15 protein-coding genes are annotated in these 20007 nt (G+C 69.8%); 10 read left to right on the plus strand and 5 right to left on the minus strand.

Features of this window, described 5'->3' with window-relative positions; genetic code table 11:
• Positions 1 to 329 precede the first annotated feature (329 nt).
• Positions 330 to 4610, plus strand: coding sequence for a hypothetical protein (locus LJE69_RS13790; RefSeq protein WP_296925986.1), 4281 nt, complete (start codon positions 330 to 332; stop codon positions 4608 to 4610).
• A 548-nt stretch (positions 4611 to 5158) separates the two neighbouring features.
• On the opposite strand, the gene ftsX is transcribed toward LJE69_RS13790, so the two are convergent.
• From ftsX to ftsY, 3 genes are all read right to left on the minus strand, one after another.
• On the minus strand, positions 5159 to 6106 hold the full coding sequence (ftsX, locus tag LJE69_RS13795; protein WP_296925988.1) for a permease-like cell division protein FtsX: 948 nt from the start codon (positions 6104 to 6106) through the stop codon (positions 5159 to 5161).
• 82 nt (positions 6107 to 6188) lie between these two features.
• The gene (ftsE, locus tag LJE69_RS13800; protein ID WP_296925990.1) at positions 6189 to 6875 is read right to left on the minus strand and encodes a cell division ATP-binding protein FtsE; all 687 of its coding nucleotides are present in this window, start codon (positions 6873 to 6875) and stop codon (positions 6189 to 6191) included.
• Between the two features lie 169 nt (positions 6876 to 7044).
• Positions 7045 to 8226, minus strand: coding sequence for a signal recognition particle-docking protein FtsY (ftsY, locus tag LJE69_RS13805; RefSeq protein WP_296925993.1), 1182 nt, complete (start codon positions 8224 to 8226; stop codon positions 7045 to 7047).
• Positions 8227 to 8336: 110 nt separating this feature from the next.
• Between ftsY and LJE69_RS13810 the strand changes: the two genes are divergently transcribed.
• The 8 genes from LJE69_RS13810 to LJE69_RS13845 all read left to right on the plus strand — a co-directional run bounded on the left by LJE69_RS13810 (position 8337) and on the right by LJE69_RS13845 (position 16360).
• Positions 8337 to 9740 (plus strand): pitrilysin family protein, encoded by a 1404-nt coding sequence (locus LJE69_RS13810; RefSeq protein ID WP_296925995.1) that lies wholly within the window; start codon positions 8337 to 8339, stop codon positions 9738 to 9740.
• Positions 9730 to 11163: a pitrilysin family protein gene (locus tag LJE69_RS13815; protein WP_296925997.1), complete on the plus strand. Its 1434-nt coding sequence runs from the start codon at positions 9730 to 9732 to the stop codon at positions 11161 to 11163. The genes LJE69_RS13810 and LJE69_RS13815 overlap by 11 nt, the downstream gene beginning before the upstream one ends.
• Before the next feature lie 79 nt (positions 11164 to 11242).
• Positions 11243 to 11815 (plus strand): 16S rRNA (guanine(966)-N(2))-methyltransferase RsmD, encoded by a 573-nt coding sequence (rsmD, locus tag LJE69_RS13820; protein ID WP_296925999.1) that lies wholly within the window; start codon positions 11243 to 11245, stop codon positions 11813 to 11815.
• Between the two features lie 271 nt (positions 11816 to 12086).
• Complete coding sequence (gene coaD, locus LJE69_RS13825) at positions 12087 to 12563, plus strand: pantetheine-phosphate adenylyltransferase (protein ID WP_296926001.1); 477 nt, start codon at positions 12087 to 12089, stop codon at positions 12561 to 12563.
• A 126-nt stretch (positions 12564 to 12689) separates the two neighbouring features.
• Positions 12690 to 12974, plus strand: a complete 285-nt coding sequence (locus tag LJE69_RS13830) for a YfhL family 4Fe-4S dicluster ferredoxin (protein WP_296926003.1) — start codon at positions 12690 to 12692, stop codon at positions 12972 to 12974.
• Between the two features lie 147 nt (positions 12975 to 13121).
• On the plus strand, positions 13122 to 14891 hold the full coding sequence (gene ggt / locus LJE69_RS13835) for a gamma-glutamyltransferase (protein WP_296926031.1): 1770 nt from the start codon (positions 13122 to 13124) through the stop codon (positions 14889 to 14891).
• Between the two features lie 23 nt (positions 14892 to 14914).
• Complete coding sequence (locus LJE69_RS13840) at positions 14915 to 15805, plus strand: TIM44-like domain-containing protein (RefSeq protein WP_296926005.1); 891 nt, start codon at positions 14915 to 14917, stop codon at positions 15803 to 15805.
• A 114-nt stretch (positions 15806 to 15919) separates the two neighbouring features.
• Positions 15920 to 16360, plus strand: a complete 441-nt coding sequence (locus LJE69_RS13845) for a hypothetical protein (protein ID WP_296926007.1) — start codon at positions 15920 to 15922, stop codon at positions 16358 to 16360.
• Between the two features lie 174 nt (positions 16361 to 16534).
• Here the strand turns inward: LJE69_RS13845 and LJE69_RS13850 are convergent, their stop codons facing one another.
• The gene (locus LJE69_RS13850) at positions 16535 to 16750 is read right to left on the minus strand and encodes a hypothetical protein (RefSeq protein ID WP_367114684.1); all 216 of its coding nucleotides are present in this window, start codon (positions 16748 to 16750) and stop codon (positions 16535 to 16537) included.
• A 370-nt stretch (positions 16751 to 17120) separates the two neighbouring features.
• Between LJE69_RS13850 and LJE69_RS13855 the strand changes: the two genes are divergently transcribed.
• A complete protein-coding gene (locus LJE69_RS13855; RefSeq protein ID WP_296926009.1) occupies positions 17121 to 17321 on the plus strand; it encodes a hypothetical protein in 201 nt (66 codons plus the stop codon).
• Between the two features lie 1257 nt (positions 17322 to 18578).
• Here LJE69_RS13855 and LJE69_RS13860 read toward each other — a convergent pair.
• The gene (locus LJE69_RS13860; protein ID WP_296926011.1) at positions 18579 to 20000 is read right to left on the minus strand and encodes an alpha-amylase family glycosyl hydrolase; all 1422 of its coding nucleotides are present in this window, start codon (positions 19998 to 20000) and stop codon (positions 18579 to 18581) included.
• Positions 20001 to 20007: the final 7 nt, after the last annotated feature.

Genomic DNA, 20007 nt, shown 5'->3' on the forward strand with positions numbered 1-20007 from the left:
ACCATGGCGTCTGGTTCCGACGACGCTGACAACGGCGGCGGGCAACTCCGAGCGGCTCACCGCGCTTATTGTAATGCGGAGCTTGTGCTTGTTGGGTGAGGGTAGAGCAGGAACCGGGTGTGCCCAGATCTCTGTCAAGTGCCTTCCGTGGAAATCGGCCGAGCACCGGTCGGGCCGCGGAACGAAGCCCGACATGGCCCTTGCCATAGCCGCCCGGTTGTCGGGTCCCCTTCGTCGGGCCGACCTACGACAGACTCGCATCCATGTCGGTGCATCCGGCTGCGCTATGCTTCGGGGCTGTCACTAGGTCGTTGCCCATAGAAGCCCTGATGATCCGCTTACCTCGTGTCCCGGTCGGCCGGTCCGAATTCGCCAGCCCGCTCGCGCTCGGCATGCTTGCTTGCGCGCTGTTGTTCGCGCCAGCCGTGGTGCGAGCCGAAGGCCAGGTTGCAACTCGTCCCTATGTGCCGGCGGCGCTCGCGCCCTGGGTCGATTGGGTGCTGGGCGACCACGACGAGCATGCCTGTCCCGTCGGTTCCGGCGGCGAGCGGTTGTGCAGTTGGCCGGGCCGGCTTCAGCTCGCGATCGACGACCGCGGCGGGCGCTTCGAGCAGTCCTGGGTGCTGGAGATCGAGGACTGGGTGCCGCTGCCCGGCGGTGGCGCCCAATGGCCGCAGCAGGTCAGCGCCGATGGCGAGCCGATCGCCGTCGTCGAGCACGACGGGCACCCGGCGGTGCAACTCGCACCCGGCAGGCATCGGTTGACCGGCCAATTCCTCTGGCCACGGCGGCCCGAGGTGCTGCCGGTGCCGCGGTCGGTGGGCCTGTTGTCGCTGCGCCTGGACGGTGCCGAGGTGCCGGCGCCACGGCTCGATGCAGACGGCGGGCTGTGGCTCGGTGGTGGCAAGGCAGCCAAGGCGGCGGCCGCGCCCGATGCCCTGAGCGTCGAGGTGATGCGCCGCATCGACGACGACGTCCCGCTCAAAGTCACCACCCGGCTCGCGCTCGATGTGTCCGGCCAGACCCGCGAGGTGCGGCTCGGGCCGGTCATGCTCCCGGGCGGCATCCCGCTGCGCATCGACAGCCCGCTGCCCGCCCGGATGGTGCAGGACGCCGATGCCCCCGCCTCGTCCCCAGGCTCGCCCCCGGACACGCTCCAGGTGCAGCTGCGCCCCGGCCGCTGGGTGCTGAGTGTCGAGAGCTACCATCCCGGGCCGGTGACGGCGCTGACGCTGCAACCGCACGCGGCGCCCTGGCCGGACCGGGAGGTCTGGGCCTTTGCCGCCCACCCGGATCTGCGCCAGGTCGAGGTACGTGGTGCGGACCTGGTGGACCCGCGCCAGACCCTGCTGCCGGCGGACTGGCAGCGCCTGCCGGCTTACTTGCTGCGCCCCGGCGGGACGCTGGCGCTTCAGCCGCTGCGCCGCGGTGCCCTCGGCGCCGACCGGATGCGGCTCGACCGGCAGCTCTGGCTCGACGACGGCGGTGTTGGCTTCAGCCTGCGCGACCGGCTCAGCGGGCAGTTGGAGCAGCGCTGGCGGATCGACGCAGAGCCCGTGCTGAAGCTCGGCCAGGTGCGGCTCGACGGCGAGCCGCGCTTCATCACCCGACTGGGGAGCCAATCCAAGTCCGGTGCCGAGGGCGTCGAAGTTCGCCAAGGCCACCTGAGCCTCACCGCCGATGCACGCATCCTGACCGGCCGCGTCGGCTTCACGGCGGCGCTGCCGGTCGCGGGCTGGGCGCTGCCGCTGGACGGGGTCGCCACCAGCCTGCATCTGCCGCCGGGATGGGACCTGCTGGCCGTGGCCGGCACCGACAACCTGCCGGACAGCTGGCTCGCGCGCTGGTCGCTGCTGGATATCTTTTTGGTGCTGATCGTCGCAACGGCGGTGGGCCGGCTGTGGGGCTGGCCCTGGGGGCTACTGGCACTGCTGACCTTGGCGCTGACCTGGACCGAGCCCGGCGCCCCGCGCTGGGTCTGGCTGCACATCCTGGCCGCCGCCGCGCTGCTCCGGGTGCTGCCGGCGGACCCGGGCCGGCGCGCCTTCCGCTGGCTGCGCCGGCTGCTGCGGCTCTACTACCGCGGCGCGCTCATCGTGCTCGCCATCATCGCCGTGCCCTTCCTGGTGACGCAGGTCCGCGACGGGCTGTTCCCGCAGCTCGATGTCCGCGTCGGCGGGCCGGGCATGCAGGCGGGTGGGGCGGTGCCGAGGTTCCAGTTTCCGGCGGCGCTGTCGGACAATGAGGTCCAGGGGGAGGCCGCTCCAAGTGCCCCGAGCCGCGCTCGGTTGGCGAAGTCGGCGGCTCGGCCTAAGGCGGCGCCGTTACCCGCCCCTCGGTCGGCCCCGCTGCCCACGCTGGAGCCGAACGCCCTGGTGCAGACCGGCGCCGGCGTGCCGGACTGGAGCGGGCGGGTCTTTCAGCTGGACTGGAGCGGCCCGGTGCCCACCGGCGAGGAGGTGCGGCTCTGGCTACTGCCGCCCGCCGCCGCGCTGGCCCTGGCGCTGATCCAGCTCGTGCTGGTGACGCTGCTCGGGCTGCGGCTCGCGGGCTGGCCGCGGTCACCGCGCACGGCGTCGATCGCCACCGCTGGCCTGCTGCTGGTCGGCGTCGCGCTGCTGGCACCGGCCGGCAACGCGCTGGCACAGAGTCCGGCGGCGGCCGACACCGCGGCAGCCGCCGTCTTCCCGCCGCCGGAACTGCTCACCGAGCTGAAGCGACGCCTGGAGGAGCCGCCCGACTGCCTGCCGGCCTGCGCAGATATCCCGCGGGCCACGCTCACCGTGACCGCGGATGCGCTGGAGCTGCTGCTGGTGGTGGATGCCGCGGAGGCGGTGGCGCTGCCCATCCCCGGCAGCGCCGAAGGCTGGTCGCCTACCGCGCTGCGCCTTGATGGCGAGGCGCTCGACGGGCTCCGGCGCGGCGCGGATGGCGGCCTGCTCGCACCGCTGCCGGCCGGCCGTCACCTGCTGCTGCTGACCGGCTCGCTGCCGCCGTCAAATCAGCTCGACCGGCCGCTGCCGCTGCCGCTGCGCCCGCGGCAATTGGAGGCGCGGGTCGCCGCGCCCTGGCTGCTGGAGGGCCTCGCCGCCGACGGCCGCCCCGGCGATCAGTTGCGGCTGCTGCGCGAGGCCCTGCCGCCGACGCAGCAGGCCCAGCCCTGGACTGGCGCCCAGGGGCAGTCCCAAACCGGAGCCCACACCGGACCCCAGCCCGGCGCCCTGCCGCCGCTGCTCGAGGTCACCCGCACGCTGCGGCTCGGCCTCGACTGGACCCTGCACACGCAGGTGCGCCGGCTCTCCCCGGCCACCGCGCCGGTCACGCTGCGGGTGCCGCTGATTCCCGGCGAGTCCGTCACGACGCCCGGCAGGCAGGTGGACGACGGCGGCATCCTGGTCTCGCTGCCGCCGGGGCGTGAGCGCTTGAGTTGGTCTTCCACCATGACGCCGGTGGACCGGCTCACGCTCACCGCCGCCACCGACCCCCGGCTCACCGAAGCATGGCGCCTGGAGATCAGCCCCATCTGGCATCTGGAGACGAGCGGCATTCCCGCGGTGCAGAACCTCGGCCGCGCCGAGCGTTGGCTGCCCACCTGGCGCCCGTGGCCCGGCGAGACCCTGGAACTGGACCTGTCGCGCCCAGTCGGCGTGCCCGGCCCGACGCTCACGCTGGACCGCAGCCGCTACGAGCTCGAGCCCGGCCGCCGCGCCACCGACGCGACCCTGGAGCTGACCCTGCGCAGCAGCCAGGGCGGTCGCCACCGGCTGGTGCTGCCGCAGGGCGCCGAGCTGACCCGCCTGACGGTGGACGGCGAGCCGCGCCCGCTGGCCCTTCAGGGCCGCGCGCTGGACCTGCCGCTGATCCCCGGCAGTCAGCAGATCGCGCTGGACTGGCGCATGCCGGCGGGCCTCGGCACCGTCTACCGGCCGCCGGTGGTGGATCTCGGTATCCCCGGTGTCAACGCCGACACCGAGATTCGCCTCGGCAGCGACCGTTGGCTCCTGTGGACCGGCGGCCCGGGCACCGGCCCCGCGGTGTTGTTCTGGGGCCTGCTCGTCGTGCTGGCCCTGGCCGCGGTGGTGCTTGCGCGCTCGCGATTGACCCCGCTCGGCGTTCTCGACTGGCTGCTGCTCGGCATCGGCCTCAGCCAGGTGGAGCCCTGGGCAGCCGCGCTGGTAGTGCTCTGGCTGTTTGCCCTGGGCCTGCGCCGCCGCCTCGACGGGCAGGCCCCGCGCTTGAGCTTCAACCTCGCCCAGATCGGCCTGGTGCTGCTCAGCATCGCCGCCCTTCTGGCCCTGTTGAGCGCCGTGCAGCAGGGGCTGCTCGGCGCCCCCGCCATGCAGGTGGCCGGCAACGGCTCCTCGCCCACCGATCTGCGCTGGTACCTGGATCGCCAGGGGCCGCAGACCGTGCCGGTCACCGTGGTCTCGGTGTCTATCTGGGTCTACCGGGCGTTGATGCTCGCCTGGGCGCTGTGGCTCGCGTGGCGTCTGCTCGGCTGGCTGCGCTGGGGTTGGCAGGGCTTCGCCGAGCCGGAGCTCTGGCGTGGCGCTCCGCCAAAGACCGGGGCCGGGCGGCTCGCCGAGGAGGAGCTTTCGGTGGATCTTTGAGGTGCCCATGTTCGGCGGGAACAGGCCCGCCGCGGCGGCTCGGTTCGTCAGGAGTCTTGCCAGAGCGTGCGTGCCGTGGGAGCGGCGTCCCCGCCGCGACTGCACGTACGTCGCGTCGGGGTCTGGGCTTCGCCTTCACAACTGAAACGTCGCGGAGGGGTGGATAAGCGAAGAGACTTCTGTATGGGAGGACGGGCAGACGCAGGAGGCCCGATAAGCCAGCGCTTCGCTCACGCGCGATGTCGGGCTTCGTGCCTCAGCCCGATCTACGGAGCTACGTGCTGCCGGTCGGGCCGACGGTAGCAATGGAGTCGGGTTGGCGCAGCGTAATCCGACGTCGGGCGTCGGTAAGCCGTTGATTGTCGGGTTACACTGTCGCCAACCCGACCTACGATCCTGCACACAGGTCGACGGGCCGATTGCAGGTCGGGGCGCTGACGCGGTGTGCCCGGCTCGATGCCTGGCGCGCGGTGGGCCGGCTGGAAGCCAGCGCTCCCAAAGCGCTGGGCACGCGGTGGGGCGGCTGAAAGCCGGCGCTCCCAAGCCGGCTACACCGGCCGCAGCCGCCGCAGGTGGCGGCCGACCGCGATGCGGCTGCCGATGACGCCGAGCACGGCGGCGAGGCCGAGCAGGGTCAGGGATTCCGGCGGGCCGAGGCCCACCAGGGTCAGCTCGGTGTCGTAGAGGGCGGCGAGGTGCGACACCGGCGCCTGAAGCAGCGCGATGGCGGTGGCGACCGTGGCCCAGGCGAGCATGCCGCCAAGCAGGCCGTACCAGGCGCCGGCATAGAGGAAGGGCCGGCGGATGAAGGCGCCGGTGGCGCCCACCAGGTCCATGACCTGGATCTCGTCGCGGCGGTTCTCGATCTCGAGGCGAATGGTGTTACCAACCACCAGCACGACGCCGAGCGCCAGCATGCCGCCGAGCAGGAGCGTGCCGTCGCGCAGCAAAGACAGGATGGCCTTGAGGCGCCGCACCCAGCGCGCGTCGGCCTGGGCGAAGTCCACGCCGGGCAGGGCCGAGAGCCCCTCCACCAGGGCGTCGACGTCGTCGCCGTCGACCAGGTCCGCCGCCGGGTAGACCGCCAGCACCACGGGCATTGGATTTTCTTTGAGCTGGTCCAGCGCGCCGCCCAGGCCGCTGTATTGGCGGAACTCGGCGAGTCCGGCCTTGCGCGAGATGACCTGCACGCGGCCGATGTCGATGCGCGTGCGCAGCGCCGCGGCCAGGCGCTCGCCGGCGGCCTCGTCCATATCCGGTGACAGGAACAGCGACAGCGCGGCGCCGCGGCGCCAGTCGCCGGCCAGGTGCTCCAGGTTTTTGGTGATGGTCAGCAGGGTGGCGGGCAGCGCCAGCGCGATGGCGATGGCAGCGACGGTCATCAGGGTGCCCAGCGGGGCGCGGATGAGCCGGTCCAGGGTCTCGATGGCGGCGCGCCGGTGGTCGGCCAACCAACTGCCGGCGCGGCGCAGCCAGCGGGGCCGTCGGTATTTCATGCGCGGGCCTTCTCTGTAGTAGGTCGGGTTAGCGCAGCGTAACCCGACCTACGCCGAATGCTTCCACGGGCTCTTGGCGTGGTCACGGTGCCGGCTCCGCTGGCCGCGGCAGCGCATCGGCCACCAGCCGCCCCTGCTTCAGCACCAGGGTGCGATGGCCCAGGGACTGAATCAGGTCCAGGTCGTGGGTGGCGATGAGCAGGCTGACGCCCACCTGATAGAAGCGCTCGAACAGCCGGAAGATCTCCCGCGACAGCTCCGGGTCCAGGTTGCCGGTGGGCTCGTCGGCGAGGATGACCTCGGGGCGGCCAACCACGGCGCGGGCGATGCCGACGCGCTGCTGCTCGCCGCTGGAGAGCGTCAGCGGCAGCGCGCGCTCGAACTTGAGCAGGCCCACCTGGTCCAGCGCCGCGCGCACGCGCTTGGCGATCTCGTCCCGCGGCATGCCCGCGGTCACCAGCGGCAGGGCGACGTTGTCGAAGACGCTGCGCTCCGCCAGCAGCCGGTGGTCCTGGAACACCATGCCGATGCGCCGGCGGTGCGCCGGGATGCGCCGGCGCGGCAGGCTCGCCAGGTCGTCATCGCCGACGCGGATGCTGCCGCGGGTGGGGCGCTCCAAGAGACCGATGAGCTTGAGCAGGGTGCTCTTACCGGCACCCGAGTGGCCCGTCAGGAAGGCCATCTCGCCGCCGCCGAGCCGGAAGCTCACGTCACGGAGGGCATCGCCGCGCTCCGGGTAGCGTTTGCTGACGTGCTCGAATTCGATCATCGCCAATGAGGGGCTAGGGGCTAGATTGCTTGACGGCGCCAAATGCGTGCATTTGAGTTAAGTTCGTTGTCGTTGTCGTTGTCGTATTCGACTACACGACCCCGACCCCGATAGCTGTTTCGCTTGCGAGAGCGATGAGCATGCCTCGTCCGTCTGAGGCAGCGCCTCGCTAGCTGCTCATGAGGGCATCGAGGAACACGTCGGCCTCGAAGTGCCGCAGGTCCTCGATCTTCTCGCCGACGCCGATGAACCGAAACGGCACCTGAAGCCGCTCGGCGATGGCGAACAGGATGCCACCCTTGGCGGTGCCGTCGAGCTTGGTGAGCGTGATGCCCGTCAGCGGCACCGCCTCGTTGAACTGCACCGCCTGGTGCAGGGCGTTCTGGCCGGTGGTGGCGTCCACCACCAGCATCACCTCGTGCGGCGCGTCCGGGTCGATCTTCTGCATGACCCGGACGATCTTCTTCAGCTCTTCCATCAGGTTGATCTTGGTGTGCAGCCGGCCGGCGGTGTCGGCGATTAGCACGTCGAAGCCGCGCGCGGTGGCGGCCTGCAAGGCATCGTAGATCACCGAGGCCGGGTCGGCGCCGGCGTGCTGCGCGATGACGGGCACGTCGTTGCGCTCGCCCCAGGCCTGGAGCTGCTCCACTGCCGCGGCGCGGAAGGTGTCGCCGGCGGCGAGCATGACCTTGTTGCCCTCGGCCTGGAGCTGCTTGGTGAGCTTGCCGATGGTGGTGGTCTTGCCGACGCCGTTGACCCCCACCATCAGGATCACCTGCGGGCGGCCCGGGGCGGGCTGGCGGACGGGGGCATCGGCGTTGCGCAGGATCTCTGCCAACTGTTTGCGCACCGCCTCCAGCAGGCCCTTGGGGTCCGAGACCTCACGCAGCTTCACGCGGTAGGCGAGGTCCTCGATGATGCGGGTGGTGGCCGGCACGCCCACGTCGCCGGCCACGAGCAGCATTTCCAGCTCCTCCAGCAAGTCCTCGTCGATCTCCTTCCGGCCGGTGACCAGCTCGGCGATGTCGGCATTGAGCACCTCGCGGGTGCGGGCGAGGCCGTTGCGCAGGCCGGCGAACAGACCACGGCGTGCCTCCATCTGCTCGCCGGCGGCGCGCTCGGCGATGGCCTGGGCGAGGCGACCCGAGGGCGGCTCGCCGGCTGGGGTGTCGGCGCTTGGAGCAGGCCGCGGGGGCGGCGCTTTGGGCGCCTTGGGCGCCTTCGCCTTGGGCGCTGGTGCCGGCGGCGCGGGCGGTGCTGGCGCAGGCTCCTGCGGCGGCAGTGCCGCAGGAGCATCGGCCGCGTCGACCTCGGGCTCGACCTTCCGCTTCTTTTTTCCGAATCCGAACATGAGTGTGTCTTACGAAATCGTCAGTTTGCCGCCGCCTCGGTATCAGCGCATTGTATCAACACCCAATCGACGCCACGTGCCTGTCCACCGAACACGACGGGTTGAGAATCATGCGTATCGCTTTGCTGCTGCCGGCACTCCTGCTCGGCTTCGTCTACAACGCCGCGGCGGACGTGCAAGCGCCGCCGGAGGTGCACGAGCGGGTGCTCGAAAACGGCCTCAAGGTGCTGGTCAAGCCCGATCACCGGGCGCCCATCGTCACCTCTCAGGTCTGGTACAAGGTGGGCTCCAGCTACGAGCCCGGTGGCATCACGGGCGTCTCGCACCTGCTCGAGCACATGATGTTCAAGGGGACCGAGCACCTGAAGCCCGGCGAGTTCTCGAAGATCATCGCCGAGAACGGGGGCGACGAGAACGCCTTCACCGGCGACGACTACACCGCCTATTTCCAGACCCTCGCGGCGGACCGCCTGGAGGTCTCCTTCCGGCTGGAGGCCGAGCGCATGCGCCGGCTTACGCTGCCGGCAGACGAGTTCAAGAAGGAGCTGGAGGTGGTGAAGGAGGAGCGTCGCCTGCGCACCGACGACGACCCGCAGTCCCTGACCTACGAGCAGTTCGCGGCCACCGCCTACCAGGCGTCCCCCTACCGTAACCCGGTCATCGGCTGGCCCAGCGACCTGCAGTCGATGCAGGTGCAGGACCTGCGCGCCTGGTACCACAAGTGGTACGCGCCGAACAACGCCACCCTGGTGGTGGTGGGTGACGTGGACCCTGAGCAGGTCTTCGCGCTCGCCGAGAAGTACTTCGGGCCGCTCAAGGCAGAGCACATCACGCCGCCCAAGCCGCGCACCGAGCCCAAGCAACTCGGCGAGCGCCGCCTGGTGGTGGAGGCGCCCGCCAAGGAGCCCTACCTGCTCATCGGCTACAAGGTGCCGGCGCTGTCCAGCGCGGACGAGGAGTGGCAGCCCTACGCGCTGGAGATGCTCGCCTCGGTGCTGGACGGTGGCTCCAGCGCCCGCTTCAGCCGTGAGCTGGTACGCGGCAAGCGCATCGCCGCCGCCGCCGGCGCCGACTACAGCGCCTACACCCGGCTGCCCGGCCTTTTCACGCTGAGCGGCGTCCCCGCCAGCGGCCACAGCGTCGACGAGCTGGAGCAGGCCCTGCTGGAGCAAATCCAGCGCGTGCAGACCGAGCTGGTGGCGCCCGGGGAGCTGGAGCGCATCCGCACCCAGCTCATCGCCTCGAAGGTCTTTGAGAAGGACAGCGTCTTCTACCAGGCCATGCAACTCGGCCAGCTCGAGACCGTCGGCCTCGGCTGGCAGCTGGTGGACGACTACGTGCAGCGGCTGTCGGCGGTGACGCCGGAGCAGGTCCGCGCCGTCGCAGCCAAGTACCTGGTGCCGGAGGTGCGTACCGTCGCACGGCTGGACCCGCAGCCCCTCGATGACACCGATGCGCAGCGCAGCGCCGCCGTCACCGCAGCAGCCACCGGAGCCCAAGGCTATGTCCGTTGACCTGAAGAGACTTTTCGTCGCCGCCATCGTCGCGGCGCCGGCCCTGGGTCTGAGCCTGCCCGCCGCGGCGACGCCGCAGATCCAGACCTGGAAAACCGAGTCCGGTGCCAAGGTGCTCTATGCCCCAGCGCCTGACCTGCCGATGGTGGACGTGCGCGTCGTCTTCGATGCCGGCAGCGCCCGCGACGGCGACGAGCCGGGGCTCGCGAGCATGACCGCCGGCATGCTCACCGAGGGCGCCGGCGGGCTCGATGCCGACACCATCGCCGAGCGGATCGAGTCCGTCGGTGCACAGCTCGGCACCGGCGCCGGCCGCGACATGGCCTATGCGAGCCTGCGCAGCCTGACGGAGCCCGAGGCGCTCGGCACCGCGCTGGATGTTATGACCAAGGTCCTCGCCGCGCCGGACTTTCCGCAGGCGGACCTGGAACGGGTGCGCGCCAATACGCTGGTAGCGCTGCGCCAGGAGGAGCAAGACCCGGGCAGCGTCGCCGGCCGCGCGCTCTACCACGCCGTCTACGGCAAGCACCCCTACGCCAGCGACCCGGAGGGCAATCGCGACAGCGTTGCGGCCATCACCCGCAGCGATCTGGTGCGCTTCCACCAGCGCTACTTCACCGCGCCCAATGCCACCATCGCCATCGTCGGCGCCGTGGACCGCGAGCAGGCGGAGGTGATCGCGGACCTGCTCACCGCGGGGCTGCCGGAGGGGCCGCCGCCCGCACCGCTGCCGCCGGTGCCGGACCTGAAGGCCGGCGCCATGGAGCGCATCGACTTCCCGTCCAGCCAGACGCACGTCTACATGGGCCAGCCCGGCATGCGGCGCGGCGACCCGGACTATTTCCCGCTCTACGTGGGCAACCATATCCTGGGCGGCAGCGGGCTCGTGTCCATCCTGATGGACGAGGTGCGCGAGCGCCGCGGGCTGTCCTACTCCGCATACAGCGACTTCGAGCCACTCGCCCAGCGCGGCCCCATGGTCCTGGGCCTGCAGACGAAGAACGCCAGCGTCGACGAGGCGTTGACAGTGATGCGTGATGTCCTGGATCGCTTCGTGCGCGAAGGCCCCACGCAGAAGGAGCTGGACGCGGCGGTCAAGAACATCACCGGCGGCTTCCCGCTGCGCATTGCCAGCAATTCCAATGTCGTCCAGTACCTGGCCGTGATCGGTTTCTACGACCTGCCGCTCGACTATCTGGACCGCTTCAACGAGCGGGTCAGTGCCGTCACCGTGGACCAGATTCGCGACGCCTTCCGCCGGCGCGTGCATCCGGACCGCTTGGCCGTGGTGATGGTGGGCGGCGGCGCCGGCGGCGCGCCGGAGCAGGGCGCCGCCGCGGCGCAGACCGCGCCGTCCGCGATGCCGGATGCGCGTCCCGCTGGCGCACGGGCGCTGTCCGCGCCAGCCGGTGGCGAGGGGTAGCGGCGGCCCCGGCTCGGGTTCCGGCTCCCACCACAGGCAGCCGCACCGCGGCGGCCAGCGTGCCGGGCGCAGCGGGCAGTTGCGCATCATCGGCGGGCGGTTGCGCGGACGCCGGCTGCCGGTGCCGGACCAGCCGGGGCTCCGGCCCACCACGGACCGGGTGCGCGAGACGCTGTTCAACTGGCTCGCCCCGGACATCGCCGGCAGTCGGTGTCTGGACTGCTTCGCGGGCTCGGGCGCCCTCGGCTTCGAGGCGTTCTCGCGCGGGGCCGCGGCGGTGGTGCTGATCGAGCGGGCTGCCGCGGTCGCCGCGCGACTGCGCGAGAACGCCGCCCTGCTGCGCGTGGCGGCGGACGCGCCGGGCGGCCAGCCCGATGTGAAGCTCGATGTGATGAGGGCGGATGCCCTCGGCTGGCTGGAGAAGACCGATCCGCGCCCCTTCGACATCGTCTTCCTCGATCCGCCCTTCGACCAGCGGCTCATCGGCCGCGCTTGCGAACTGCTGCAGCGCGGCTGGCTTGCGCCGAAGGCCCTGATCTACCTGGAGTCGGCGGCATCCGAGCCGCCGCCACTGCCTGCCGGCTGGCGCGTCACCCGCGAGGGCACGGCGGGGCAGGTCCGCTATGCCCTTGCCGTGGCGGAGCACGGCTAGTCGGCGCCGTCGGGCAGAGGCTTGCGAGTCTGCTATCCTCGCGCCCCTAGCCGCTGGTGCACTCATGAAGTATCGAGATCACTCTCAACGCCGCCCGCAGTGCTGATTTGTGTCGACCTGGAGGCCGACACCCCGGCCGCGACACTCCGGTTGCGGGTCACGGTGGTCGGCGTGTCGCCCTCCAGGGCGACACCGGCTCGCGCCGGGGGCAGCTTCGACATTTTCACGACCGTGCACTAGCCCCTAGCCCCTTAGCAACTAGCCCCTACGAATGCGCAGCGTCGTCTACCCCGGCACCTTCGACCCCATCACCAACGGTCACAGCGACCTCGTCGCGCGGGCGTCGCGGCTGTGCGACCGGGTGGTGCTGGCCGTCGCCAGAGACACGGGCAAGGCCACCACCTTCGACGTCGATCAGCGTGTGGCCCTCGCGCGCGAGGTCTGTGCCGGCCTGAACAACGTGGAGGTCATCGCGTTCTCCGGCCTGCTGGTGGAGTTCGCCCGCGGCATGGACGTGCACGTGATCATGCGCGGGCTGCGGGCTGTGTCCGATTTCGAGTACGAGTTCCAGCTCGCCGGCATGAACCGCCGCATGGCGCCGGACATCGAAACGCTGTTCCTGACCCCCGCCGAGCAGTACGCGTACATCTCGTCGTCGCTGGTGAAGCAGATCGCCCGCCTCGGCGGAGACGTGTCCGCGTTCGTCGCGCCGGTGGTCCATGCTGCATTGCGCAAACGGTTTGGATAAACTGAACCACATCCCAATGTGCCCCGCGAGAGCCCAGCCTGCAGAGCCCAGCTTGCAGAACCCAGCTTGCAGAAGCCAATTCGCAGAACAGGCCCCCGCAGAGCCCACCTAACCTGGAGTACCCCAATGGCCCTGATCATCACCGACGAATGCATCAACTGCGATGTGTGCGAGCCCGAATGCCCCAACGGCGCCATCTCGCAGGGCGATGAGATCTACGTCATCGATCCCGAGCTCTGCACCGAGTGCGTCGGTCAGTACGAGACCTCCCAGTGCGTCGAGGTCTGCCCGGTGGACTGCATCATCGTCGACCCTGACCACACCGAGAGTGAGGAAGAGCTCCAAGGCAAGTATGAGAAGCTGGTAGGCGATGGCCGCGTCAGCCCCGTCAGCCCCGAAGCCGACGGCTGACGAAGACCGGCAACCCGTCGCCGGGCCGCATGCGGTCCGGTCCGGGCTGGTTACAGGGGCTCCGTACTGGAGCCTCGTCCATGTAACGTCCCCCGCGGAGGACACCCGGACATGAGCCTCCGCTATACATGGCGGCGTACTCGATCGATGCCGGCGGGCGGGCTCTTATGCCTGCTTCTGCTGCTTGCGACGGGCATTTCCGCCCACCAGGCGACGGCTGCGAGTCCCGTCTGGCCCCCCGGGCGTCCGGGTGCGGCCGCTGTGGCCAGCGCCCACCCGGCGGCCACCGCGGCAGGTGTCGAGATCCTGCGCGCCGGCGGCAACGCCTTCGACGCGGCGGTGGCGGTCAGCGCCGCACTCGCCGTCGTGGAGCCCTACGCCTCCGGCCTCGGCGGCGGCGGCTTCTGGCTGCTGCATCTGGCCGCGGACGGCTCACGCCCTGCCCGTGACGTGATGGTGGACGGCCGCGAGCGTGCACCGCTCGCCGCCACCGCCGACATGTACCTGGACGACGACGGCCGCTTCGTGCCGGAGCGCTCGCTGAACGGCCCGCTCGCCGCGGGCATTCCCGGGCAGCCGGCGGCCCTCGCCCACATCGCCGAGCGCTATGGCCGCCTGCCGCTGGCGGCAAGCCTGCTGCCGGCCATCGAGCTCGCCCGCGATGGCTTCGAGGTCGACCCCGTCTACCGGCGCCTGGCTGCCATGCGACGCGCCGTGCTGGCTGCCTCGCCGGCCGCCGCTGAGCAATTCCTGCCTGACGGCGACCCGCCCGCCGTCGGCACCCGGCTGCGCCAGCCGGACCTGGCAGACACCCTGATCGGCCTCGCCCGCGAGGGCGCGGACGGCTTCTACCGCGGCGAGCTGGCCACCCGTCTGGTGGATGGGGTGCGCGCCGCCGGCGGCATCTGGAGCCTGGAGGATCTGGGGCGCTACCACGTCGTCGAGCGCGAGCCCGCCACGGGCGGCTTCCGGGCCGGCGGCAAGGACTGGCGCATCGTTAGCGCCGCACCGCCGTCGTCGGGCGGCGTGGCGCTGGTGCAGATGCTGAACATGCTCGCGCCCTACGACCTCGCCGCCATGGACCCGGGCGACCGGGCGCATCTCACCATCGAGGTCATGCGCCGCGCCTATCGCGACCGCGCGGCGTTTCTGGGTGATCCTGACCAGGTGGACGTGCCGGTGGCGCGTCTGACGCATCCCTACTACGCCGCCGGGCTGATGCGCGACTTCAGGATGGCGCGCGCCACGCCAAGCCTGCCCGCCGGACAGGTGCGCGCGGGTGGTGCCGACACCACGCATTTCTCGATCCTGGATGCCGACGGCAACCGGGTCGCCGCGACGCTCAGCATCAACTACCCGTTCGGCTCCGGCTTCGTGCCGCCCGGCACCGGCGTACTGCTCAACGACGAGATGGACGATTTCTCCGCCCAGCCCGGGGTGCCCAACGCTTACGGCCTCGTCGGCGGCGCTGCCAATGCCATCGCACCCGGTAAGCGCATGCTCTCCAGCATGAGCCCCACCTTCGTTGAGTCCGACGACGCGGTGGTCATTCTCGGCACGCCGGGCGGAAGCCGCATCATCACCATGGTGCTGCACGGCATCCTCGCCGCCACCAGCGGCACGGGCTCCGCCGCGGAGTGGGTGGCGGCGCCGCGCTATCATCACCAGTTCCTGCCGGACGAGGTACTGCTGGAGCCGGACGCCCTCACGCCCGAGGTCCGCCAGAGCCTGCGCGACCGCGGCCACGTGCTCACGGTCGCCAAGCGCCCCTACGGCAACATGCAACTCGTCTATTGGGATCGCGTCGCGGACCGCGTGGAAGCGGCGAGCGATCCGCGCGGCATCGGTGCGGCGCAGGTGCTGGAGCCTGCCGGCACGGCCGCCGCCACCAGGCAACAGAAAGCAACGACCCACTGAGAGCCCCCACTGAGAAAAAGTCCATGAAGACCTTGATCGTCGCGATGCTGACCCTGTTCATGGCCGGCGCCCTGGTGCTGCCGGAGATTGCCGACGCCGCGCGCTTCGGCGGTGGCCGAAGCCTCGGTCGCCAATATTCCATGCCTACGCCGGCTCGGCGCGCACAGCCACCCCAGGCGCCGCGACAAGCCCCCGGCCAGCGCGGCCGCACCGGCATGGGCTGGCTCGGGCCACTGGCCGGGCTCGCCGCGGGCGGGTTGCTGGCGTCCCTGTTCTTCGGCGATCACTTCCAGGGCTTTCAGGCTATGGACTTCCTGCTCATCGCGGCGCTGGTGATCGGAGGTTTCCTGCTATTCCGGGCGTTGAGCCGGAACCGAGGGCCGGCGCGGTCACCGACACCAGCGGGGCTGGGCGGTGCTTACGGGGACGATCGGCAGCCCTTTGGGGGTAACGGCCTCGGCGGCAGTCTGTTCGGCGGCGGCAACCAAGCCCTCGGCGAGGAGGACAGCGCCGATCTGCTGCCCGGCGCCTCGGAGACACCTTCGTGGTTCGATCCGCAGGGCTTCACCGACGGCGCCAAGACCCATTTCATCCGGCTCCAGGCCGCCTGGGATCGGGCGGACTTCCGCGACATCCGCGAGTACACCGCCCCGCAGCTCTTCGCCGAGCTGAAGCGTGAGCGCGAGTCCCTTGGCGACGCGCCCAACTACACCGAGGTGGTCACGCTCAACGCCGAGTTGCTGGGCGTGCAGCGCGACGGCGACCAGGCGGTGGCCAGCGTGCACTTCACCGGCCTGATCCGCGAGGATGAGCAGGCACCGGCCAAGCCCCTGGACGAGATCTGGCATGTCGCCCACGATTGGGCCAGCGCCGACGGTGATTGGCTGATCACCGGCATCCAGCAGCCGCAGTGAGGCCGCTGCCGGGGCGCTGAATGAGCCCTGGCTGAGTCCTTTCTGATCTGGGCTGGGCCTTCGCCGTGGGCCATCGCCGGGCCGGTGCGGCGGACGCCCGGCGCGGAGGCACCGATGAGCCGCATCCTCTTTCTCTGCACCGGCAACTACTACCGCAGCCGCTTCGCCGAGGCATACTTCAACCACCACGCCGCGCGGCGCGGCGTGCCTTGGCGGGCCGACTCCAAGGGCCTCGCCCGCGACCTCGGCACCACCGGCAACAGAGGCCCGATCTCGCCTCATGCGCTGACGGAGCTGGCGAGCCGCGGCATTCCGAGGCAAGGCACCCCGCGTTGGCCGGCCCGGGTCGAGGCGCCGGACTTTCTACGCTATCCGCGCGTCATCGTGCTCAGCCGGCGCGAGCACGAGCCCATGATGCGCGAATATTTCCCGGAGCATTCAGAACTGGTCGAGTACCTGGAGATCGGCGATCTGGACATCGAGACGCCGACCCAGGCCATCGCACGGCTGGCGCTGGATCTGGATGCCATGGTGGAGGCGTTGCGCGGGGCATGACCGCTGCCGCCGCCCCTGGACACCGAAGCGGGTCACGCGAAGCCGCGAAGACGCGAAGGGGCGAGACGCGAAGGGGCGAGACGCGAAGGGGCGAGACGCGAAGGGGCGGAATTCCGTTGCGCGGATGGGCAAGCGTGGGCGGCGATCATCCTGGAAAGAGCGGTTGGACGGTCGTCAGGGTGCGTCCGGCGCGGTGTCTGGCGAGGCACAACGAGGCGAAACAGCCGTCCTATTCCAACGAGCATCGTTGGCCTGGGCGATCTGCGTGCGCACGTCGCCGCGCAGTTGCTCGATCTCGGTCCTGAGTTCCGAGCGCAGTTGCTCGATCTCGATCCGGAGCTCGGCGCGGACCTGTTCGACCTCCTTGCGCACCTGCTCGATTTCCTTCAACAGCCGCAACTCCGTTTCGCGCAGGTGCGCCTGCGTGACGACCTTGAGGTGCGGATAGCGCTCGTCCGCACGCGACCTTCGGTGGATATGTTCCGACAAAGCTCCTTGAAGAAGTGGTGTATGCCGACAACGCTGGCAAAGCGTTTGCCCAATACGCAGCCGCGAAATGCCCCGACAAGGACGCTCGCGGCCATATCGGAAACATGATCGGCTGGTTCAGCCGACGGTACACCGATAGCGAAAAGCACAATCCAAACAACCTTCGCGGCCAGCCGTACTTTTGCGCGTACAAGGGACAGGTTCGAAAGAGTGAAGGATAGCCGAACGAGGACGTGGTCATACGAACCCACCGAATAGCAAGAGGCCGAAAATGACTACCATTGAGAGACTTGAACAGCAAGTCAAGTCGCTTTCTGAGGACGATCTGACCGAGTTTCGACGCTGGTTCCTCGAGTGGGACAACGACGAGTGGGATCGCCAGATCGAAAGAGACGCAACGGCCGGCAAATTAGATGCGCTCGCCTCTGCTGCCCTCGCTGAGTATAAGGCGGGACAGGCGCGAGAAATTTGAGGCATTACGCCTCTGCCGGGTTCTGGCAGCGCTTTAATTCCCTGCCAGAGCCGGTGCAACAAGTTGCGCAGCAAAACTATCAGCTACTGCGTGAGAACCCGGCGCATCCCTCCCTGCACTTCAAGAAAGTCAGGCAAGGGCAGTATCGGACCGTCCGGGTTGGAGCAAAGTCTCGCGCTCTAGGCGTTCCCGTTCCCGACGGTATCCAGTGGTTCTGGATTGGCACTCACGCCGGATACGACAAGCTCATGGAATTACGGTGACAGTTTACTAAATGCACTAAATACGCCGGCGGGAATTGCGCAGTGGTATAGAGGCTTAGGTGCGATTGTCGCGAGAGTGCCTGAGGTGGGTTAGGCGGAGGGTTGGGGGGCCGTCGAGGTGTGGCCGGAAGCCACGGGTTCCTGGGTCGGCCTTCAGGGGTTGCATCGGGCGCGGCGACTGTCTTTAACGACGGTCTTCGTCAAAGTGTTCAGCGAGGGATGAGAGCCATGCAGCAGCCGAGCGGACCTCGTGACGCGGAATAGCCTGCGTCGAGCTGGCAGTTTCCCAGTCAACCTGCGGCGCAGCCGGGTCAGCGTGCGCCGCGGCTGATGAAGGCGGTAGGCGGGCGTATCAGGGCGCGGCACTACAGCTACCGGACCGGGCAGGCTTACCGTGGCTGGATTAGACGCTGCATCGGGATGTAGGCTCGCGACACCGCGCCAGCGGTGTCACCAGGCGAAGAGCTCGCAGGAAGGAAGCGGACCTGGGCCGGCTTGGGCGGGTCAACTCGGCGTCGAGGCGGCGGAGCAGGTGCGGGATGAAGTTAGCGGCGATCTGGAAATTGTCGATACCGTTCGCGGTCCGGCGCGAGCGCGTGTCGCCCTGGAGGGCGACACTCCGGCCTTCGCGACCCACGGCCGGAGTGTCGGCCTCCAGGTCGACACGGATCAGCGCCGCGGGTGGCGTTGAGAGTGCTCTCGATACTTCCGCATGCGTGCACTGGCATGCAAGCGCTTGAATTCACTCCCACCGGAGCAGGCGATAGGGAAGGGTTCAAGAACAACTGAAACGTCGCGGAAGTAGTGGATAGGCCAAGAGACCGTGACAGTATTGCTCGCAACGCGAAAAGCGAGCGGATCTACACCGAGAATACTTTCACAGTCTCGAAGCGCAGCCATTGCAGGCCGCGGATGGACTCCGCGATCCGATCCGGCACCCGGAGCTGGTGGGGCTGCGTCACGCGCCGTCGGTGCTGGACGGTTTCGCAGTCGCTCAGCCGGTGACGAAGATGCGGATACCGCGCGGCGGGACCCGCACCTCGTCTGTCTTGCGCCGGGCGGCCGCGCCAGGCTGCGACTTGTCGCCGGCCGGCTTCTCGGCCGCTTTCTCGCTCGGCTTCGATGCGGGCGTGATCTCGCGAATGTCCTCCGGCGCGGCGCCGAGCAACTCGGCGATGCTGGCGCCGTGCTGGCTCTGGGATTTCTTTCGGTCTGGGTTGATCAGCGCCAGGCTCCGTTGCGAGCCATTGCGGGCGCGGCGCAGCAGTCCCATTAACGGTTGGTCTTCGGCCGTGACCCGCTCCTGCGGGCCTTCTTCGTTCAGCACCGGCGTGGCGGCCTTCATGGCATTGATGCGGCGGATGTCGTCGCTGATGTCGAAGGGCGAGTCGGCGCGGCCGGTGTCCCAGTCGTCCGGGGTCGTTTTCACCACGTGCAGCCGCTGCTTGAAGCCGAATTCATAGCCGATGGGCATCATGACGCCGGTGGAGAAGACGGCCGCGAACAGGTAGCGGAAGCGCGATTCGCGCGCGCTGCCGCGGGTCTCGGCGGCGAGGCGCGGCGTGTCGTGGCTCTCCGGGAAGGCGATGGACGGCGCGAGATCGCGAAAGCGTTCGTACTGCTCCAACAGCCAGTCCTGGCGGAAGTCCCACCACTTGGCGCTGTTGAACAGGTAGTCGAAGCCGGCGCCGCCGAGTTGCTCGATGTCCTCCGCCGGCGCGCCCAGGCTCTCGGCGAAGAAGCGCGCGTCCGGTACCTCGGCGCGGGCGCTGTCGATGAGCCGCCGCCAGACGGCGCCCGGCACCTTGTAGGCCGCATCGCAGCGAAAGCCCGCGAAGCCGAGGCCGAGATAGCGGCGGATCAGGTCCTCCCAGTAGGCGAGCATCGCATCGCGCGCCGGGCGCTCGCTGTAGTCGAGCTCGGCGAGGTCCTCCCAGACGGTGACCTGGTCCGGGTCGTCCAGGTCGGCCACCGACGGCGAGCGGATAGCGCCGTCGGCGTCCTTCGCGAACCACTCCGGGTGCGTGTCCACCAGCACGCCGTCGCGGGCGCTGTGGTTGATGACCAGATCCAGCATCACGCGGATGCCCGCCTCGCCAGCAGCGGCGCAGAAGTCCCGCAGCAGGGCGTCGGCGTCGGCGCCCTCGCCGCTACCGTCGGGCAGGAGCAGGGGGTGCAGGCGGCGCGCGTCCTTGATGGCGTAGAGGCTGCCGGAGGCGCCGGGCAGGTGCACCGGATTCAGGAAGATCCAGTCGAAGCCCATGCCGGCGATGGCCGGTAGCCGCTCGTGCCAGCGTGGCACCGGGCCGAGCAGGGTGGGGAACAGGTTGTAGATGCGGGGACCCTGTGGCCGGTCGGTTGGGGCCGGGTCGGTCGGGGCACCAGCGGCTTGGGTCGGCTCAGTGTCGGCGGCCATGCTGCTT

The sequence above is a fragment of the Thiohalocapsa sp. genome, from assembly GCF_022340605.1.
Classification (GTDB): Bacteria; Pseudomonadota; Gammaproteobacteria; order Chromatiales; family Chromatiaceae; genus Thiohalocapsa.